17 protein-coding genes and 1 pseudogene are annotated in these 17,698 nt (G+C 63.3%); 11 read left to right on the forward strand and 7 right to left on the reverse strand.

Annotated elements, in window-relative coordinates; genetic code table 11:
• The first annotated feature begins 147 nt into the window (after positions 1 to 147).
• The 10 genes from FVE66_RS06580 (at position 148) to FVE66_RS06625 (ending at position 9,029) form a co-directional block, all read left to right on the forward strand.
• Positions 148 to 1,596 carry a HupA family protein gene (locus FVE66_RS06580; protein ID WP_151446618.1) on the forward strand — a complete coding sequence of 483 codons (1,449 nt, stop codon included), beginning with the start codon at positions 148 to 150 and terminating at the stop codon, positions 1,594 to 1,596.
• 199 nt (positions 1,597 to 1,795) lie between these two features.
• The gene (locus FVE66_RS06585) at positions 1,796 to 2,812 is read left to right on the forward strand and encodes a S1C family serine protease (RefSeq protein WP_151446619.1); all 1,017 of its coding nucleotides are present in this window, start codon (positions 1,796 to 1,798) and stop codon (positions 2,810 to 2,812) included.
• Positions 2,813 to 2,833: 21 nt separating this feature from the next.
• Entirely contained in the window at positions 2,834 to 3,850 is a 1,017-nt protein-coding gene (locus FVE66_RS06590; RefSeq protein ID WP_241673058.1) for an AAA family ATPase, read from the forward strand.
• A complete protein-coding gene (locus FVE66_RS06595; protein WP_151446620.1) occupies positions 3,825 to 4,757 on the forward strand; it encodes a DUF58 domain-containing protein in 933 nt (310 codons plus the stop codon). Before FVE66_RS06590 ends, FVE66_RS06595 begins: the two co-directional genes overlap by 26 nt.
• Before the next feature lies 1 nt (position 4,758).
• Positions 4,759 to 5,817 (forward strand): VWA domain-containing protein, encoded by a 1,059-nt coding sequence (locus tag FVE66_RS06600; RefSeq protein WP_151446621.1) that lies wholly within the window; start codon positions 4,759 to 4,761, stop codon positions 5,815 to 5,817.
• Between the two features lie 216 nt (positions 5,818 to 6,033).
• Entirely contained in the window at positions 6,034 to 6,669 is a 636-nt protein-coding gene (queE, locus tag FVE66_RS06605; RefSeq protein ID WP_151446622.1) for a 7-carboxy-7-deazaguanine synthase, read from the forward strand.
• Between the two features lie 5 nt (positions 6,670 to 6,674).
• A complete protein-coding gene (gene queD / locus FVE66_RS06610; protein ID WP_151446623.1) occupies positions 6,675 to 7,124 on the forward strand; it encodes a 6-carboxytetrahydropterin synthase QueD in 450 nt (149 codons plus the stop codon).
• Positions 7,125 to 7,140: 16 nt separating this feature from the next.
• Positions 7,141 to 7,638 carry a tRNA adenosine(34) deaminase TadA gene (tadA, locus tag FVE66_RS06615; RefSeq protein WP_151447222.1) on the forward strand — a complete coding sequence of 166 codons (498 nt, stop codon included), beginning with the start codon at positions 7,141 to 7,143 and terminating at the stop codon, positions 7,636 to 7,638.
• 34 nt (positions 7,639 to 7,672) lie between these two features.
• Complete coding sequence (gene ldcA / locus FVE66_RS06620; RefSeq protein WP_338325376.1) at positions 7,673 to 8,662, forward strand: muramoyltetrapeptide carboxypeptidase; 990 nt, start codon at positions 7,673 to 7,675, stop codon at positions 8,660 to 8,662.
• A 148-nt stretch (positions 8,663 to 8,810) separates the two neighbouring features.
• Positions 8,811 to 9,029 carry a hypothetical protein gene (locus FVE66_RS06625; protein WP_151446624.1) on the forward strand — a complete coding sequence of 73 codons (219 nt, stop codon included), beginning with the start codon at positions 8,811 to 8,813 and terminating at the stop codon, positions 9,027 to 9,029.
• A 120-nt stretch (positions 9,030 to 9,149) separates the two neighbouring features.
• On the opposite strand, the gene FVE66_RS06630 is transcribed toward FVE66_RS06625, so the two are convergent.
• Positions 9,150 to 9,728: a Mut7-C RNAse domain-containing protein gene (locus FVE66_RS06630; protein WP_421829476.1), complete on the reverse strand. Its 579-nt coding sequence runs from the start codon at positions 9,726 to 9,728 to the stop codon at positions 9,150 to 9,152.
• A gap of 3 nt (positions 9,729 to 9,731) precedes the next feature.
• Positions 9,732 to 9,839 (reverse strand): annotated as a pseudogene (locus FVE66_RS20670) (ubiquitin family protein); the annotation flags it as partial.
• Between the two features lie 247 nt (positions 9,840 to 10,086).
• Between FVE66_RS20670 and FVE66_RS06635 the strand changes: the two are divergent.
• The gene (locus tag FVE66_RS06635) at positions 10,087 to 11,907 is read left to right on the forward strand and encodes a right-handed parallel beta-helix repeat-containing protein (RefSeq protein WP_151446626.1); all 1,821 of its coding nucleotides are present in this window, start codon (positions 10,087 to 10,089) and stop codon (positions 11,905 to 11,907) included.
• A 7-nt stretch (positions 11,908 to 11,914) separates the two neighbouring features.
• Here the strand turns inward: FVE66_RS06635 and FVE66_RS06640 are convergent, their stop codons facing one another.
• From FVE66_RS06640 to FVE66_RS06660, 5 genes are all read right to left on the reverse strand, one after another.
• On the reverse strand, positions 11,915 to 12,979 hold the full coding sequence (locus FVE66_RS06640; RefSeq protein ID WP_151446627.1) for an Ldh family oxidoreductase: 1,065 nt from the start codon (positions 12,977 to 12,979) through the stop codon (positions 11,915 to 11,917).
• Between the two features lie 30 nt (positions 12,980 to 13,009).
• Positions 13,010 to 14,419: an FAD-binding oxidoreductase gene (locus FVE66_RS06645; RefSeq protein ID WP_241673121.1), complete on the reverse strand. Its 1,410-nt coding sequence runs from the start codon at positions 14,417 to 14,419 to the stop codon at positions 13,010 to 13,012.
• A 1,006-nt stretch (positions 14,420 to 15,425) separates the two neighbouring features.
• Positions 15,426 to 15,725, reverse strand: a complete 300-nt coding sequence (locus tag FVE66_RS06650) for a copper-binding protein (protein ID WP_151446628.1) — start codon at positions 15,723 to 15,725, stop codon at positions 15,426 to 15,428.
• Positions 15,722 to 16,240 carry a cupredoxin domain-containing protein gene (locus tag FVE66_RS06655; RefSeq protein ID WP_151446629.1) on the reverse strand — a complete coding sequence of 173 codons (519 nt, stop codon included), beginning with the start codon at positions 16,238 to 16,240 and terminating at the stop codon, positions 15,722 to 15,724. The genes FVE66_RS06650 and FVE66_RS06655 overlap by 4 nt, the downstream gene beginning before the upstream one ends.
• Before the next feature lie 33 nt (positions 16,241 to 16,273).
• On the reverse strand, positions 16,274 to 17,695 hold the full coding sequence (locus tag FVE66_RS06660; RefSeq protein ID WP_151446630.1) for a multicopper oxidase family protein: 1,422 nt from the start codon (positions 17,693 to 17,695) through the stop codon (positions 16,274 to 16,276).
• Between the last annotated feature and the right edge of the window lie 3 nt (positions 17,696 to 17,698).

The raw sequence follows: 17,698 nt of genomic DNA on the forward strand, positions 1-17,698 counted from the left end.
TTTCGGCATGGCATAGCCGGATTGTTTGATTTCGGTCGGGTGGCGTGGCGTCGGCATTGCATGTTCATCAACGGAAAAGATTGCCGAATCGATAATGTGGCTGGAGTGTCTTTTTCAAACCCGTCCCGTTTCCTTCCGGAGTGTTCCATGCTTACGTCTTCACAGGCCCGACTCTTTCCCGTGATTCTATCCGCCTTGCTGTCCGCCTGCGGTGGCGGATCGTCGGGCGGTATCGACACCACCATCGCCAACGCCAGTAGCGGCAATGCGGCAGTGGGCAACGGCGGCAATCCGGCGGGGGGCAGTGGCGACACGCTGGCCAACCTGACCATGTCCTGTGCTGACGGCAGCGGCTGGCAGTGCAGCGGCGGCTCCATCCTGCGTGTTGACAATGGCATTGCGCTGACGCGCTCCGGGGTGCAGGCGTATGGCAAGTCCACCAACGATCTTGAACCGGTGGTGGTCGAGACGGGGAGGGCGATTGGACTGATGCCCGCATCGGGAGGAACGGCCGAGGTCCGGATCAGGAAGGACGGCAACAGCGCGGTCAGCACGCCGGCGCTGCTGCTGAGCAATCTCGGCATTTCGTGGGATGGCAAGACCGACCGGCCCATCATCATCGAGACCTTCATGACTTCGCAGGGGCGGGTCGAGCTGGGCAACGGCGGCACCCTCAGCTTCCGTGCGCTGCCGCCCGCGACCGACCTGAGTTACTGGGACGTCGGCATCAAGGGGGCAAGCGGCACCAAAATCAACTATGCCAACAACTCCTATTTCCCGCGCTCGGATCCATCCCGTTGTCCGGCCGACCTGATTCCCTGTCCCACCATCGAGTCGACCGGCCTGCGGATCACACAGGGTGACTGGCGCAGCGGCGGCATCGAGCCCGATCTGCTGGTCGGCGGCCGCTTGCACGAGGACGGCGATACCTATGCCGGCAATGGCCCGACGGATGCCAATGGCAATGTCACCTACATCACCACGTCCACCGGCCCTGGCGTGCCGTTCCCGGGCTCCAAGGGCTATCGCACCCTGGATAACTGGAGCTATCGTTACGGCAACTTCGCCAGTTGGGTAACCCAGGACACCGTCGACATCATCGAATGGGGCGGCACCTACGAGATCAATCGCGGACGGCGCGGCGTGCTTGCATACGGCGATGCCACCGATCCGGCTGCCGTGCCGGCCACCGGGTCGGCGACATACACTGGCCTGGCCTACGGGTGGTATTCGCCAAATGGCACTGACGACCCGGTGGTGTTTCGTGCCGCAGCGACGATCACGGCAAACTTTGCCACCCGCCAGGTTACTGTCGCGCTCAGCAACGCGGTCACTTACGACGCCAGCCTGGCGCCAGTGCCGACGGCGGTGTCCGTGATCACCACCCTCGGCGCGGCCGGGCAGGCCAGTGCCAACTACATGACGGGCGCGGGCGCGAATGCCGTGCTGTCGGGTGGCCTGAGCGCGCGCTTCTTCGGCCCGGTGGCAGCAGGCGGCAGTGGCACCGGTCCGGCCGAACTTGCGGGCGTGTTCTCGATGAACAATCCGGCCACCGGCCAGGTTTCGCTGGGCGGCTTCATCGGCGCCAGGCAATGATGGATCGGGCGGCATCAGGTCGGCGCTGCGGCGAACGGCCGGTGCCCCCGGGTGCGGTCCGAGCGCTTTTGCGGAGCATCAACGCCGCGGCAGAAACGCAGCGCAAGCTGCTGTTGTCCACTCATGATGATGCTACCTTGGAAGCTCATCCGGGGCGAGGTCAGGCATTGGCGCTGTCCCATACCGGTTCTTCCTTGCCATGAACAAAGTCGGTCTCTACAGCAGGTCGCCGAAGTCCCGTCGCCAGCCGGACCGCGATGGCGAACTTGCTGCGGAGCTTGAAGGTGGCACCGGTTCGCCGGCCAAGGAGCGCACGCAGCGCATCGAGCCACCTGCCTCCGGCGCAACCCGCTCCACCCATGAAGATGATCCCCTGCCGGCGGCAAGCTCTCGCCCTGCAGCGGCGCGCTCACGGCTGCGTGCGGCGTGCGCACGCCACGAGCGGATGCTATTGTTCCTGGGTTGCGTGCTGTTCAGCCTGGCTGCCTTTGCCGCCTGGCAGCATTGGATGACGGCGCCGGTGCGCCAGTTGACCCAGAAGGAAATCGACCGCGCCGTGTTGCATGCGCTGGACAAGAATGTGCTGCCCGCACAGGAGGCCAAGGCCTTCGAAGCGATCCGGCGTTCCGTGGTGCGGGTACGCCAGTTCGGGAACAAGGCCGGGAACGGGGATGAGCCGCTTACCGGGATCGGAACCGGGGTCGTGATCGTGGAGCAGGGGACCATCCTGACCAACCTGCATGTAGTTGCCGGCGCGCAGCGGGTGCAGGTGATTTTTCATGACGGCAGCGTGTCCGATGCCACTGTGATCTCGCGCCAGCCGGAAAACGACCTGGCGGTGCTGCAGGCGCGCAGTCTTCCCGATGACCTGGCTCCCGCCACCCTGCGATCCACCGGCGATCTGGTGCCTGGCGACCGTGTCATCGCGGTCGGCTTCCCGTTCGGTATCGGTCCTTCGGTGTCATCCGGCGTGATTTCCGGCCTGCGGCGGCAGTACTCGTCCCCCGATGGCGAAAAGGTGCTGAGCAACCTGATCCAGTTCGACGCCGCTGCCAATCCCGGCAATTCGGGCGGGCCACTGGTGACGATGGATGGCGCGGTGGTCGGCATAGTGACCGCCATCCTGAATCCGGTCGACCAGGGCGTGTTCATCGGCATTGCTTTTGCAGTCCCTATCGAAAATGCTGCTGCGGCAGCCGGCGAGTCGCCGTTCTGACCTACCTGCCAGGGAAACGCCATGAATCAATTCCGGCCATTGAATGAATCTGTCGCGCAACAGATGGAGCACGTGCTGTATGAAGTGAAAAAAGTGGTGGTAGGGCAGGATCATTTCCTGGAGCGGGTGCTGGTCGCGATCCTGGCCCAGGGCCATCTGCTGGTCGAGGGCGTGCCCGGCCTGGCAAAAACCCTGACCATCAAGACCCTGGCCAGGACCATAAGCGGATCGTTCAAGCGCATCCAGTTCACGCCCGACCTGGTGCCGGCTGACCTGATCGGCACCCGCATCTACAACCAGCGCAACGGAGAATTCGGTACCACCTTCGGACCGGTCTTCACCAACCTGCTGCTGGCCGACGAAATCAACCGGGCGCCGGCCAAGGTGCAGAGCGCGCTGCTGGAAGTGATGCAGGAATACCAGGTAACCATTGCTGGCGAAACCTGGCCAGTGCCGCGTCCCTTTCTTGTGATGGCAACCCAGAATCCGATCGAGACCGAAGGCACCTACCCCTTGCCTGAAGCCCAGGTCGACCGCTTCATGATGAAGGTACTGGTCGACTATCCGACCGAAGAAGAGGAGTTCGTGATCGTCAATCGCGTCACCGGCGAGATGGCCGCTGTCGCTGCGGTCACCGATACCGGGCAACTGGCCGCGCTGCAGCGTGAATGCCGCAACGGCTTTGTCGATCCGTCACTGGTGCAGCACGCGGTGCGACTGGTGGCTGCCACCCGCGACCCTGAAAAGTACGGTGTTCCCAACCTGCGCAAGTACCTGAATTACGGCGCCAGTCCGCGTGCGACCATCCAGATGGTCGAGGGTGCGCGGGCTCTCGCATTCCTGCGCGGCCGCAGCTACGTGCTGCCAAAGGATCTGGTCGACATCGTGCCGGATGTGTTGCGCCACCGGCTGGCGCTGTCCTATGAGGCGTTGTCGGACGGCGTCACCGCTGACCAGCTGATCATGCGCCTGATGAAACATTTGCCTGCGCCAGAGCGCCCACTGGAGAGCCATGTACGAGTCAGTGCAAACGCCTGAAGCCCTGCTGCGGCGGCTGGAGTGGACCGTGATCCGGCGGCTGGACGGCATGCTGCATGGCGACTACCGCTCGCTGTTTCGGGGCAGCGGGATCGACCTTGCCGACCTGCGCGAATACCAGTATCACGATGACGTGCGCCACATCGACTGGAATGTCACCGCCCGCCAGCAGATGCCGTACGTGCGGGTTTTCAATGAAGAGCGCGACATCACCGCCTGGTTCCTGCTGGACCTGAGTCCATCCGTCGATTTCGGTTCAGCGGCAATCAACAAGCGGGCGGTCGCAACCGAGCTGGTCGCGGTGCTGGCGCGCATGCTCACTCATCATGGAAATCGCGTCGGCGCGCTGTTTTACGGCAACGCGATGGACACTGTGATACCTGCCCGCGGCGGCCGCAGGCAGGTTCTGCATCTGCTGCACCGGATGCAGGCGCGTCCCGAAACAAAGGCTGCATCGGCGACCAATCTGCAGGATTTCCTGCAGCGCGCCCAACCCTTGATGGCGCGCCGCTCGATGGTGTTCATCGTGTCGGACTTCATCAGCACACCGGGCTGGAGCAAGACGCTGGTACAACTGTCCCAGCGCCACGAGGTGGTCGCCGTGCGCCTGTATGACCGCATGGAGATGGATATGCCCGACCTTGGCATGTTGGTGGTGCAGGATGCGGAAACCGGCGAGCAGCTCACCGTCGACACGCATGACCGCGGGTTCCGGCAACGTTTTTCAGCCGCCGCCCGTTATCGCGAGGCGGCACTGCGGCTGACGCTGTCCGAGGCCGGCATCGACGCGCTAGAACTGGCCACCGACGACGACCTGATGGACGCAATCCAGCGCTTCGCCGACATTCGCAAGTTGCGCACGGCGGTTTGCGCCGGCGGCGTCATGCCGCGCCATATGGAGCATTGACGTGAGCTTCCTGTGGCCCGAGATGCTGTTCCTGCTGCTGGTGCTGCCGGTATTGGTGGCGACCTACCTGCTGATGCTGCGGCGGAAAAAGAAGCTGGCGCTGCGCTATGCCAGCCTGGCCGTGGTCAGGGAAGCAATGGCCGCCAGCCAGGGCTGGCGGCGGCACCTGCCGCCAGCCCTGTTCCTGCTGGCGCTGACGGCCATGCTGGTAGCGATCGCGCGGCCGGCGGCGCTGATCACCTTGCCCTCGCAGCACGAGCTGGTCGTGCTTGCGATCGATGTGTCGGGAAGCATGCGTGCGGCTGACGTCGAACCGACGCGGCTGGCGGCGGCACAGGCCGCGGCGCGCAGCTTTGTCGAAGACACGCCAATGAATACGCGGATTGCCGTGGTGTCCTTCGCCGGCACTGCGGCGGTGGTGCAACAGCCGACCCTCTCGCGCGAAGATGTGATCGCGGCAATCGACCGCTTCCAGTTGCAGCGCGGCACCGCGGTCGGAAGCGGCATACTGGTCTCGCTGAAAACGATATTCCCTGACATCGAATTCGATCTCAACTCATCCGATCCCCGCCCGGGTGCCAACGCGCGCAGCGCAGAGCGCGGCATGTCGCTCGACCAGCCGCCGCGCAAGGAGAGCGAATCGTTCAAGCCGGTCGCGCCCGGGTCTTACAAATCTGCTGCGATCATCCTGCTGACCGATGGTCAGACCACTACCGGGCCGGAACCGGTGGAGGCGGCCAAGATGGCCGCCGAACGTGGCGTGCGCGTGTTCACGGTCGGCGTCGGAACGCCGACCGGTGAAATCATCGGCGCCGAAGGATGGTCGATGCGGGTCCGGCTGGACGAGGATGTGCTCAAGCAGATCGCCACCGCTACCAACGCGGAGTATTTCTATGCTGGCAACGCGCCCGACCTGACCAGGGTGTACAAGACCCTGAATTCAAAGTTGGTCATGGAAAGGAAAACCACCGAGGTGACGGCGATATTCTCGGCGCTGGCGGCATTGCTGGCAGTGATGTCGGCGATGCTGTCGATGTTGTGGTTCAACCGGATACTGTGACCCGGCAGGAACCGTCCGGTCTTTCCGGCAGACTCTTTCTGCAATAAATGCGAAAATGCCGCCTTGTAGCGGCGCATTTTTGCCACACATACACGATACCGGTCCAGCCGACCGGCCGCCGCGAGCCTTGCAGCGGCCCCGCCGATCGTATGCATGCCCGTGCTGGCCCGCCAGCCTGGCCGTGCCCGCCTACCCCTCTCTCGGAAAGCCAGCGCCTTGACTTACAGCGTAAAGGAAATCTTTTATACCCTCCAGGGCGAAGGCGCCCAGGCCGGGCGTCCCGCCGTGTTCTGCCGTTTTTCCGGATGCAACCTGTGGTCCGGGCGCGAGCAGGATCGTGCCACGGCGGTATGCCGCTTTTGCGACACCGACTTTGTCGGCACCAACGGCGAGGGCGGCGGCAAATTTGCCGCGCCGGAGGCGCTGGCCCAGGCAATTGACAGTCTCTGGCCGCAAGAGCATCCCGCGCGCAAGTATGTCGTCTTCACCGGCGGCGAGCCGCTATTGCAGCTCGACACTGCACTGATCGACGCCATGCACAGTCACGGTTTCGAGATTGCGATCGAGACCAACGGCACACTGGAAGCCCCGGCCGGCGTCGACTGGATCTGCGTCAGTCCCAAGATGGGGGTGCCGCTGCGCCAGAGGCGAGGCAACGAGTTGAAGGTGGTCGTGCCGCAGCCGGGGCAGTCGCTGGCCGGATACGAGGAGCTCGATTTCGAGCACTACTACCTGCAGCCGATGGACGGCCCGCTGCTCGAACAGAACACCCGGCTGGCGATTGAAACCTGCAAGGCCCGGCCCAACTGGAAACTCTCGCTGCAGACGCATAAACTGCTGCAAATACCATAATCGACATGCTCACCATTACCCGCAAGCTGGAATTCGACGCCGGCCACCGTATCCCCGACCACAAGAGCCAGTGCCGCAACCTGCACGGGCACCGCTACACGCTGGAAGTGACTCTGGTGGGCGAGGTCATCGAACAGGAAGGCCATTCCGACAATGGCATGATCATGGACTTTTCGGACATCAAGACCATCGCCCGCGAGAAGCTGGTGGATGTGTGGGACCATGCATTCATCACCTATTCGAAGGACACCGCCGTGCGCGAATTCCTTGAGTCGCTGCCGGGGCACAAGACAGTCGTGATCGACTGCATACCGACCGTGGAGAACCTGGCGCGCACCGCGTTCAACATCCTGAAGCCGGCCTTTCATGACCGCTTTGGCACCGGATTGCGGCTGCAGCGGCTGGTGCTGCATGAAACACCGAACTGCTGGGCCGAGATCAGCGCCGATGAGTGAGCCGATGGGTGAGCCGATGACAGAGCAGATGAGCGGGCAGATGACCGCGCAGCGCGATGCCAATTTCATGCGCCAGGCGATATCCCAGGCGCACAATGCCTGGGCGCTGGGCGAAGTGCCGGTCGGCGCACTGGTGGTGCGCGACGGCGAAATCATCGCGACCGGATTCAACCAGCCGATCGGCACCCATGATCCGACCGCACATGCCGAGATCATGGCGCTGCGCGCTGCCGCCACCATATTGGGCAACTATCGCTTGCCTGGCTGCGAACTGTACGTGACGCTGGAGCCGTGCGCCATGTGCTCGGGCGCGATGATCCATGCCAGGCTGGCGCGTGTCGTGTACGGCGCACCTGACCCCAAGACCGGTGCTTGCGGCTCGGTAGTGCATTTGTTTGCGCAGGAAAAACTGAATCACCATACCGAACTCGTGGGTGGCGTGCTGGCCGGGGATTGCGGCCAGCTGCTCAAGGATTTTTTTGCAGAGCGGCGCGCGCGGTCACTGGCGTCCTGACCAGCGCGGGCCTGCACAGGCGGAGGGAATCGATTTGCCGGTAGCTTCATCGAACCAGCCCGAAAACAGCGGCATGGGCCTGACCCGTCCCGGGATTGCGATCGTCGCGCCCGGCGGCTATGCGCCGGACGGCGAAGCCCTGGCCCGCGCCGTCGATGGGCTGCGCGAGCGCGGCCATCTGGTGCGCAACTATTACCAGCCGGATGACCGCTACCAGCGCTTCGGCGGAACCGACCAGGCGCGGCTGGCCCAATTGCACGATGCGGCCGGTGATCCGGACATCGAGATCGTGATCGCGTTGCGCGGCGGCTACGGCACCTCGCGCCTGCTGGGAGAAATCGACTTCGACCTGCTGGCGCGCAGCGGCAAATTGTTTGTCGGGCACAGTGACATCACCGCGCTGCAGATGGGCCTGCTGGCCCGCACCGGCATGCCGAGTTTTTCCGGGCCCATGATCTGCGACGATTTCACGCGGCCGGATCGCAGCGAATACACGATGCGGCAGTTCCGGGATTGTATTGCGGGTCCGCGGCACAATATCGATTGGGAAGCCGCAGGCAACCCTGAACTGGAAGTGGAGGGCACATTGTGGGGCGGCAACCTGACAATGCTGGCGCATCTGGTCGGAACGCCCTACATGCCACGTATCGACGGCGGTATATTGTTTCTTGAAGATATCAACGAGCATCCCTATCGCATCGAGCGGATGTTGCTGCAATTGCTGCATGGCGGGATCCTTGAGCGGCAGCAGGCGCTGGTGCTGGGCGATTTCGGCACGGTTCGCATGAGCGACTACGACAACGGCTACGGATTCGACGCGATGCTGTCGTGGTTGCGCCAGCGCCTGCCGCTGCCGGTCGTGACCGGCCTGCCTTTTGGCCATGTTCGCGACAAGGCGACGCTGGCGATTGGCGCCGATGCGGTGCTGGTGACGGGCGAGGGCAGGGCCAGGCTGGACATGCGCAATTACCCGGCCTTGCCGGCGCGGTTCCGGAATTCCCTGCTGGCGCGAGGTGACGGGTAAGCCGCCGGATGCCTGGCTGATCGGCTTCAGAACCTTTGGCTTGCACTTCCGGTCCCAATGGGATTGGCCGGCGTGAACGATGACCGAGGCCCGATGCGCGAGGCTTGGCATGGGGCGCATCAACGAACGAGTTTTGTGGAGCATGCAAATGAACGAGCCGCAGCCGAACCAGTCGGACCAGTCGGACTACGGGCAGCAACCAGACCTGGAACAGATGGCTGCCATGATGGCCGCCGCGCTCGACCAACTCGATTGCCCGGACTGCCCCGGCGCCACGCATGAATTTATCGAAATCGGCGCGACCATTCACCAGGAAGAGCTCGAATGGGCTTGCGTGGTCCATGTGGTGCTGCGCGCCCAGCGCTGAAGATCGGCAGTACTGCGCGGCTCTACTGCGCGTCTGTACTGCGCGTTTGTACTGCGCGGCGGCACTGACATCCACGGACAAGCGGCAGCAATATCTCCACATCCCCGATTCCGGGCGGCTTCAGCATCCTTCATGCGCCAGGTCGTCGATTTCGATCAGTGCCCCAAGTCTCAACCGCATGCGCTCCCAATGCGTCCCTCCCCAATAGACCCGCCCGCATGACGGGCACGACTTGAAGCGCCGGTGGCGCGCCCATACACCCGGCGGCACCTGCTTCTCGACGGCTTGCCGCGCCACTGCCACCAATTCGACATTGCAGACCAGGCACCGGCTGAACGGCCGGGCTTGCCGCGTCAGCGGGAAGCGTCTCGCCAATTCGCCCAACTGTTGATCCGGCTTGAGTGACCTGACATGGCAGCCGAGTTCGACATCCCTGCGTTTTAGCAGGTCGGTGTCCCGCGTCAGCACGATCCGCTCACCTGCGCCTGACAGCAGCACGATTTCGTCGTCCTGGAAGCCACTGTCATAGAGCGTGTCGAAACCCGCCATGCGCAGCAAGCGCGCCAGGCCGCCGAGATGGGCATCCGCCACGAAGCGTAGCCGCACCTCATCCGGCCCGCCTTTACCGGGCGCGCAATCCTCGCTGCGGCTGTGAGGATAAACCTCGACCTGTGCCCCTTCGTGCAGGCGCTCGTTCATGCCGGCGCTTTTTCCGTCTATCAGGACCAGGCCGACTTCGGTGTGCGGCACGCCGAGCGCCTCGACCATGTGCTTGACGGTCGCATCCGGCGGGCAGGCGCAGGCGAATTCGCGTTCCCGGTTCTGGCGCGCAATGAACTGGCCCAGTTCGTCGTGAAAGCGAAAGCGGGCGCCCAGCCGGGGGGCTTTTTCGTGGCTTGTGATCATCTCAATCAGACGCTGCAGGTGGAACAGGGTTCCGGCGGCAACTTGCCAGGGCGATATTGTCGATATGGGAATAATGAAGCAAATTGTCACAACTTAAAGACAAGAAAGGCGCTGTTGTTGTCTTTTGGAATATTGTGGCAGGGCAATCAGGATGGTCAAATCGGCCTTTTCCATGTTCCGGCGGCCGCTGGTCGGCTTGCCACCATCGATGACATCTTCCCTGACGATTCTGCTACGACGTTCCATTCCCGCCCTGCTGGGCATTTCGTTGATTGCCTGTGGCGGCTCTGGCGAACTGGCTGCCGGTTCCCAGGGCGCTCTGGCGAATGCAAGCGGGTCGGCCCCCTCGCCGGGTGCAGGCACGCCGGTCGTCCTGCCGCCTATCCTCACGCCGGACACTGCACTTCCGGCGCTGGCCGTTCCGGCAACGATCGCCAATGGCAGCGTGGTCGAACTCAGTTGTGGCCGGACCTACCGCGGCACGCTCGACCTGCGTGGCAAGTCGAACGTCACGGTTCGCACTGCCGGCACCTGTGGCAAGGCCGTCATCAGCCCCGGGCAGCCGATCACGGGCTGGAGCCAATACCAGGGGCAGATCTGGTCGGCGCCGATTTCTTTCGATGCGGCACAGGTGCTGGTCGATGGCGCACCGGCCGAGCGGGCGCACTGGCCCAACCGGCCGCAGACCTGGGCAAAGGCGAGCGGGTCCAGCGCCACGACCCTGAGCTACGCGATGCCGAACGCCGACCTCGCTGGCGCCACGCTGGTGTTCCGTCCGTTCGAATGGGCGATCGAGGCGCGCCGGATCACGGCTTATGCGAACGGCGTAATGAGCCTTGCAAGCCTGAACGATGCTGCGTTCGGCGGATTCGCGCCTGCCGGCCAGCCTGACTTCTATGTGGAAGGAAAGTTGTGGATGCTGGACGCGCCGGGCGAATGGGCGATCGCCAATGGACGACTGTACCTGTGGACGGCAGACGGCCAGTCTCCCGAGGGACGTGCCTGGGCCTCGCCGGACCAGCATGGCGTGGATGCCGACAATGCCAGCAATGTGATCCTGCAGGACATCAGCATCTTCGCAGCGGCAAACGGGATCAACGCAGCCGGTGCCCGCAACCTGCAAGTGAACGGCGTGGATATCAGCAATGCGTCCCGCTACGGCATCTGGAATTCCGGCGGCAGCGCGCTGCAAGTGGATGGCGCCAACATTCGCAATGTGCGCAATGACGCCATTGCGGTGCGCTGGGGTGGTGGCGGCGAGGTGGTGCGCAACTCACGCATCGAAGCAGCGGGCGTGGTCGGCATGCCGACCAACTCGCGTGCGGCGATCAACCTCACGCTCTCGGCCAATTCGACGATACAGAACAACACCGTGATCAACTCCGGCTATATCGGCATCCGCTTCTTCCGAAACAGTTCGGTGCTGAGTAACACGGTGGACGGCGCTTGCCTGGTGCTGACCGATTGTGGTGGCATGTATGGCATGGCCGACGACGGATCTCCGCTCGGTGGCCGGATAGACGGCAATACGATCAGCCGCGTCGGCGCCGGGCAACGGCTGGCGTGGGGGATTTATCTCGATGCGGCGAACGGCATGTCCATCCTGAACAACCGCTTCAGCGGCAATGCCAACGGCATCAACATCCAGGACAGCAGCAACCTGACGGCGAGCGGGAACAGCTTTGAAAACAGCCAGCGCGCTCATGTGCAGATGGTCGAGACCGCCGGCGCGCCAAAGGTGCGTGGCAACAGCTTGCGCGGCAATTCCTTTGTCGCCCGTAACGGCGAGGAATCGTACCGGCTGAGCAGCGACCTGGGCACCGAGTCAGTCCTGCAGTTCGGTGTCTTCGACGCCAATGGCTACCTGGGTTCATCCCCGGTTTTCGCCAATTTCAATGGCGAGGCACTGTCTTTCGCCCAGTGGCAGGCGAGGACAGGGCAGGATGGGGCGTCGACCTCAGGTGTGCCCTGAGCATGCTTTACAGCGGAGCCGGCAAACCCACCCCCAGGATTGCCGCGGCAGCGGCCAGCGCCTTGAAGGCGCTGGCTCCAACCGGCACCCCTTGCTGCACCGCTTCCCGTTTTTTCTTCAGCGCCTGTTCGCCCGGCACCCGTACCCGGTCCACGCCCGGCCGCGGCGGATTGCTGTGGCATTGCTCGACCAGCCAGCTGGTCTGGCGCTTGTAGGCGTCGATACCGGCGAACGCGTTCGGGTCGATCACCTGCAGGTACACGCCCATCAGGATCCCGCCCGGATTGTCCATCCGGCCGTATCCAGGCAGGCCCTGCGTCAAGGCCTCGATCAGCAGTGCCATGCTGTAACCCTTGTGACCGTGGTCCAGCCCGCCGGTCGGCAGCAGCGTGCCGCCGCCGCTCATCACCACTTGCGGATCATCGGTCGGATTGCCTTGCGCGTCGATGGCCCACATGGCCGGATATTTTTCGCCGCGAGCATGCAGCTGCCGGGTACTGTTCATGGTCGTGATCGACGAGCTGATGTCGAGCAGGATCGGGTCGCCATCGGTCGGTATGCCGGCCGCCAGCGGGTTGGGGGAGAGCAGCCCTTTGGTCCCGCCGTAAGGTGCGATGCCGCGGGTCGGCGGCGCCGAGCAGGCCAGCACGGCCATCAAGCCGCGCTCGGTCAGCTTCGGCATGTACACGGCCAAGGCGCCGGTGTGGTAGCTGTTTGCCATCACGATGGTGACCACGCCCAGCTGCTGCACACGGTCGATTGCGATGTCGATCGCCTCCGACAGCAGCCAGGCGCCGGGCAACTTGCGCCCGTTCCAGGTAATGCAGGCGCCGTGGTCGGCGATCACTTCTGGTTCGCCAGCCAGCGTGACCCAGCCATTCTTGATCCCTTCCAGATACCAGGGCACCAGCGCCACGCCGTGGGTGCTGTGACCCATCATGTCCGCATCGACCAGCGAAGCGGTGACCGCGGCGGCAATATTTTCCTGCATGCCGGCGGCGCGGAACATGGCATCGACCGCTGCGCTCAATTGCGCGGCAGGATAGCGGGAGGTGTCGTTTGCTGCTTGCATTGTTGTGTTTCCTTGAATTCGGCGGTGGGCTCAGGGTAGCAGGCGGCCCGGGTTCATCAGGTTGTCCGGATCGAAGGCGGCTTTCAGGCGCGCCATCAGCTTCAACTCGACTTCGCTCTTGTACCGGGACAGCTTGTCGCGCTTGAGCTGGCCGATGCCGTGCTCGGCCGAGATCGATCCGTTGGCCCTGGTTACCGCTTCATACACGATGTCGTTGAACAGACCCTGTTGCGCACGGAAGGCCGGACCGCTGCCGCCAACCGGAGCGGTCACGTTGTAGTGCAGGTTGCCGTCCCCGAGGTGGCCGAACACCACCATGCGGATTCCCGGGCTGGCATGCTCCAGCGCTGCGTTGGTCTGGACCACGAAGTCGCCGATGGCCGAGATCGGTACCGAGACGTCGTGCTTGATACTGTCGCCTTCACGGCCCTGGGCCTCGGCCAGGTGATGGCGTATGGTCCAGAATGCCTCCGACTGTGCCAGTGAGGTGGCCACTGCGGCATCCGAGATCAGTTCTTTTTCCATCGCTTCCTCCATCAGCCGGTCGAAGCTGTCGCGCGCGTGCTCCTCGCTGATCGGATCGCTGCTTTCCAGCAGCACATGCCATGGCGACGGCGTCGCCAGCGGCCGGCGGCTGGCAGGGAAATGGCGGGCTACGCTCTCGATGCAAAAGTCGTTCATCAGCTCGAATGCAGTCAGCGAGGATGACAGGCGTTGTTGCGCCAGTTCCAGCAAGCGCAGCGCCGCATGCGGCGAATCGACAGTAGCGATTGCCGTCATGCGTGCCGCCGGCTGCGGATACATTTTCAGCGTGGCTGCGGTGATGATGCCAAGCGTGCCCTCGGCGCCGATGAAGAGATCGCGCAGATCGTAGCCGGTGTTGTCCTTGCGCAGTCCGCGCAGCCCGTTCCAGACCTGGCCATCGGCGGTCACCACCTCCAGCCCCAGGCACAACTCGCGCGCATTGCCATAGCGCAGGACCTGCACGCCGCCGGCGTTGGTGGAAAGGTTGCCGCCGATGTTGCAAGTGCCTTCCGCGCCGAGTGACAAGGGAAACAAGCGGCCAGCCTCACGGGCCGCCTGCTGCACTTCGAGCAGTGTCACGCCGGCTTCGACGGTCAGGGTATTGTTCAGCGGATCCACTGCGCGCACGCGCCGCAGGCGCTGTGTGGACAGCACCAGCGAGCGGCCATCCTCGCCGGGAATGCCGCCCCCGACCATGCCGGTATTGCCGCCCTGGGGAACGATCGGTACCCGGTTGGCGGCGCACCAGCGCACGATGGCTGCCACGTCTTCGGTGGTGTCGGGCTGCGCGACTGCCAGCGCGCACCCGCTCCATCGTTTGATCCAGTCAGTCAGGAACGGCGCGGTATCGGCAGGGGCTGTGAGCAGGCGGCCGGAAAAGCTGGCCGCGAGGGACTCGAGCGCGGCGGATGGCACCGCGGAGGCTGGCTGTATCAACAAATTCTCCTTTGATCGATCGGCCAGGATTGCGGGGCGATTGCGCCTGCTGCATCCGGCCAAGTGTTAGCGGCCGTAATGATGCGCCAGATTTGGCATGACTTGTGGATGAGGGACCACAAGTGAAGACGAAATGATAAACGTCGGACGCACGCCACGAACGCTCCCTCCCCTTGAAAGCAGAGTATCGCCCATGACCTTGGGTGAGCGGTATTGTGGCTTTGTGGCTCTTGGGCTTGCGGTTCGTGTGGCTGGGTTTGTTGGTTGTCGTTGTGAAGCCGGGAGACACCCCGGCGGGTGTGTTCCTTTCTTTTAGAAAAAGAAAGGAACCAAAGAAAAAACGTCAAAACCCACTTGGCCAACGCCCGCTTCGATAGGCAACCAGACTCGGATGTCTGGGCTAATCCAGTGCGACGTTCGCGAGAGATGATCCCTCGGCTGGGTGCCGCTTACCTAATCAGCCAACCCCATGAAGTGTCTTATACCGATGCCCGGCGCACCGTTGACTCTTAATGTTTTTCGAAGCCTCAAACAAGCGACGGGTCTGTTTCACGAAAGGCCGAGCACCGCAGTTGTTTCCGGAGATCCCCGCGCCCCCTGGCAACCCGCCCTCAAGAATCAATTAGCAGCTTCGAAAAACATTGAGAGTCAACGAGCGGTAGTGTGCGGTCGGCGGCATTGAAGCGGGTTGGCTGATCCCGGTCAGAGGCGAACGTGTGGCAGGACCTTCCTCGCGAACGCAGCAATGGTTCGGCCCAGACATCCGCGTCTGGTTGCCTATCGAGGCGGGCGTTGGCCAAGTGGGTTTTGACGTTTTTTCTTTGGTTCCTTTCTTTTTCTAAAAGAAAGGAACACACCCGCCGGGGTGTCTCCCGGCTTCACAACCACAGCCATCAAACACAGATAAACCAACCGCAAGCCAGAGAGCCGCATATCCACAAAACCACAAAACCGCACACCCACGGTTATGGGTAACGATCACCCGCTACTTTTCCTTCTCCATCTCCACCACCGTGTACTGGCCCTCGATCTTCTCGGCAGTGAACCGCACCTTGTCGCCGGCCTGCACCTGGTCCAGCATCGCCGGATCCTTCACGCGGAACACCATCGTCATCGGCGGCATATCCAGGTTCTTCAATTCGCCATGACGAATGGTCAGCTTGCCCGCTTCCTTGTTGACCTTGCGCACTTCGCCTTCGGCCAGCGGCGCGGCCCAGGCGAGGGCAGGGGCTGACAATGCCAGTGCCATCAGACCCGCCCGGATTGAACGATTGATTGTCTTCATGCTCCACCTTTCTTGCGTACGGTAATGCGGCCCACCATCCCTGCATCGAAATGGCCGGGAATCAGGCAGGCGAAATGAAAGCGCCCCGGCTTTGCGAATTGCCATGTCAGTTCGCCGCGGGCGCCCGGCTTGAGGTGCAGGCCGTCTTCTTCCTCATGCTCCATGTCGGGATGCTTCTTCATCAGTTCGGCATGCGCCTTCAATTCGGCCATGTCGCCGATCACCATCTCGTGCATCAGCCGGCCCTTGTTGATCAGAACGAAGCGCACGGTCTGGCCTTCATCGACCACGATTTCAGATGGCGTGAAGCGCATGTCGTCGCTCATCGTAATCGTGATCGTGCGGCTGGCCCTGGCTGCCTTGCCAGGTTTGCCCCAGGCTTTCTTCTCGTGTGACTGCGAACCATGCGCACCGTTCGTGTCCTTGTGTCCCGGCCCGGCCATTGCGGCCGACGGCATCAGCGCCGCCAGTCCGACCAGGCCTGCGAATACTGCTGTAATTCCTGCCTTGTTCATTCTTTTCTCCTGTGTTTTCTTGAATCAGGCCGCTCAGTGATGGCTGCCATGTCCATCCGGCTTGCGCACGTTCAACTCGATCGTGCCCTGTTTGCCCGGACCTTCTGCCCTTGGCATGGACTGCCCGCCGGCGTTGCTGCTGCGCACCGCGTCCGGCGCGGCGCCTTTCCACTCCCACGCCACGGTGCCTTGCGGATGGGCAAACCATCCGGGGTCGCGATAGTCGCCCGGCTTCTGTTCGCGGCGCACCTTGAGCACAGTGAACATGCCACCCATCGCGACGCCGCCGAACGGGCCCTTCCCGGTCATCATCGGCAGCGTGTTGTCCGGCAGCGGCATTTCCATCTCCGCCATGTCGTGCATGCCGCGCTCGCCCATCACCATGTAGTCCGGAACCAGCTTGCTGATTTTCTGGGCAATGCCGCGCTGGTCGACGCCTATCATGGTCGGGACGTTGTGGCCCATTGCATTCATGGTGTGATGCGACTTGTGGCAATGCAGCGCCCAGTCGCCCGCTTCAGTGGCGTCGAACTCGATCGCGCGCATCTGACCGACGGCGACGTCGGTAGTGACCTCCGGCCAGCGCGCGGCTGGCGGGACCCAGCCACCATCGGTGCCGGTGACGACGAATTCATGGCCGTGCAGATGAATCGGGTGATTGGTCATGGTCAGGTTGCCGACCCGGATGCGGACGCGGTCGCCCTGGCGCACCACCAGGGGATCGATGCCCGGGAATACCCGGCTGTTGAAGGTGAACAGGTTGAAGTCGAGCATGGTGTTCACGCGCGGCGTGTAGCTGCCGGGCGCGATGTCGTAATTCGACAGCAGGAACACGAAGTCGCGGTCCACCTTCATCTGCGCCGGGTTTTTCGGATGCGTGACCCAGAAGCCCATCATGCCCATCGCCATCTGCGTCATCTCGTCGGCATGCGGGTGGTACATGAAGGTGCCGGCGCGGCGCGCCACGAACTCGTAGACGAAAGTTTTGCCCGGCGCGATGGCCGGCTGCGTCAGGCCGCTGACGCCATCCATGCCATTGGGCAGCCGCTGGCCGTGCCAGTGAACGCTGGTGTGCTCGGGCAGGCGGTTGGTGACGAAGATCCGCACGCGGTCGCCTTCGACCACTTCGATCGTGGGCCCCGGCGACTGGCCGTTATATCCCCACAGGTTGGCCTTCATGCCGGGCGCCAGTTCGCGCACGACAGGCTCTGCCACCAGGTGAAATTCCTTGACGCCATTGTTCATCCGCCATGGCAGGCTCCAGCCGTTGAGCGTGACCACCGGATGGAAGGGCCTGCCGCTCGGTGGCGGGGGTGGCGGCTGGGTTCCGGCCGTGGCTGCGCTTGCCGCTTCCGGCAGGCTGGCAGCGCCGACGCGGCTGACCAGCGTGGCGCCGACCGCCAGCGCGCCCGCGCTCCTGAAAAAATTCCTGCGTGATTCTGAAGACATCTTCATTCC

Origin of the sequence: Lacisediminimonas profundi (assembly GCF_008831265.1) — a bacterium.
In the GTDB taxonomy this organism is placed as follows: Bacteria; Pseudomonadota; Gammaproteobacteria; order Burkholderiales; family Burkholderiaceae_D; genus Lacisediminimonas; species Lacisediminimonas profundi.

What these genes read in the sequence shown, in the direction of transcription:
- tadA (WP_151447222.1), top strand. Translation starts at nt 7,141, where the DNA reads ATGACAGAGCAGATGAGCGGGCAGATGACCGCGCAGCGCGATGCCAAT.
- FVE66_RS06650 (WP_151446628.1), bottom strand. Translation starts at nt 15,725, where the DNA reads ATGAAGACAATCAATCGTTCAATCCGGGCGGGTCTGATGGCACTGGCA.
- FVE66_RS06625 (WP_151446624.1), top strand. Translation starts at nt 8,811, where the DNA reads ATGAACGAGCCGCAGCCGAACCAGTCGGACCAGTCGGACTACGGGCAG.
- FVE66_RS06585 (WP_151446619.1), top strand. Translation starts at nt 1,796, where the DNA reads ATGAACAAAGTCGGTCTCTACAGCAGGTCGCCGAAGTCCCGTCGCCAG.
- FVE66_RS06580 (WP_151446618.1), top strand. Translation starts at nt 148, where the DNA reads ATGCTTACGTCTTCACAGGCCCGACTCTTTCCCGTGATTCTATCCGCC.
- FVE66_RS06640 (WP_151446627.1), bottom strand. Translation starts at nt 12,979, where the DNA reads ATGCAAGCAGCAAACGACACCTCCCGCTATCCTGCCGCGCAATTGAGC.
- FVE66_RS06595 (WP_151446620.1), top strand. Translation starts at nt 3,825, where the DNA reads ATGTACGAGTCAGTGCAAACGCCTGAAGCCCTGCTGCGGCGGCTGGAG.
- FVE66_RS06630 (WP_421829476.1), bottom strand. Translation starts at nt 9,728, where the DNA reads ATGAACGAGCGCCTGCACGAAGGGGCACAGGTCGAGGTTTATCCTCAC.
- FVE66_RS06635 (WP_151446626.1), top strand. Translation starts at nt 10,087, where the DNA reads ATGGTCAAATCGGCCTTTTCCATGTTCCGGCGGCCGCTGGTCGGCTTG.
- FVE66_RS06590 (WP_241673058.1), top strand. Translation starts at nt 2,834, where the DNA reads ATGAATCAATTCCGGCCATTGAATGAATCTGTCGCGCAACAGATGGAG.
- queD (WP_151446623.1), top strand. Translation starts at nt 6,675, where the DNA reads ATGCTCACCATTACCCGCAAGCTGGAATTCGACGCCGGCCACCGTATC.
- FVE66_RS06660 (WP_151446630.1), bottom strand. Translation starts at nt 17,695, where the DNA reads ATGAAGATGTCTTCAGAATCACGCAGGAATTTTTTCAGGAGCGCGGGC.
- FVE66_RS06655 (WP_151446629.1), bottom strand. Translation starts at nt 16,240, where the DNA reads ATGAACAAGGCAGGAATTACAGCAGTATTCGCAGGCCTGGTCGGACTG.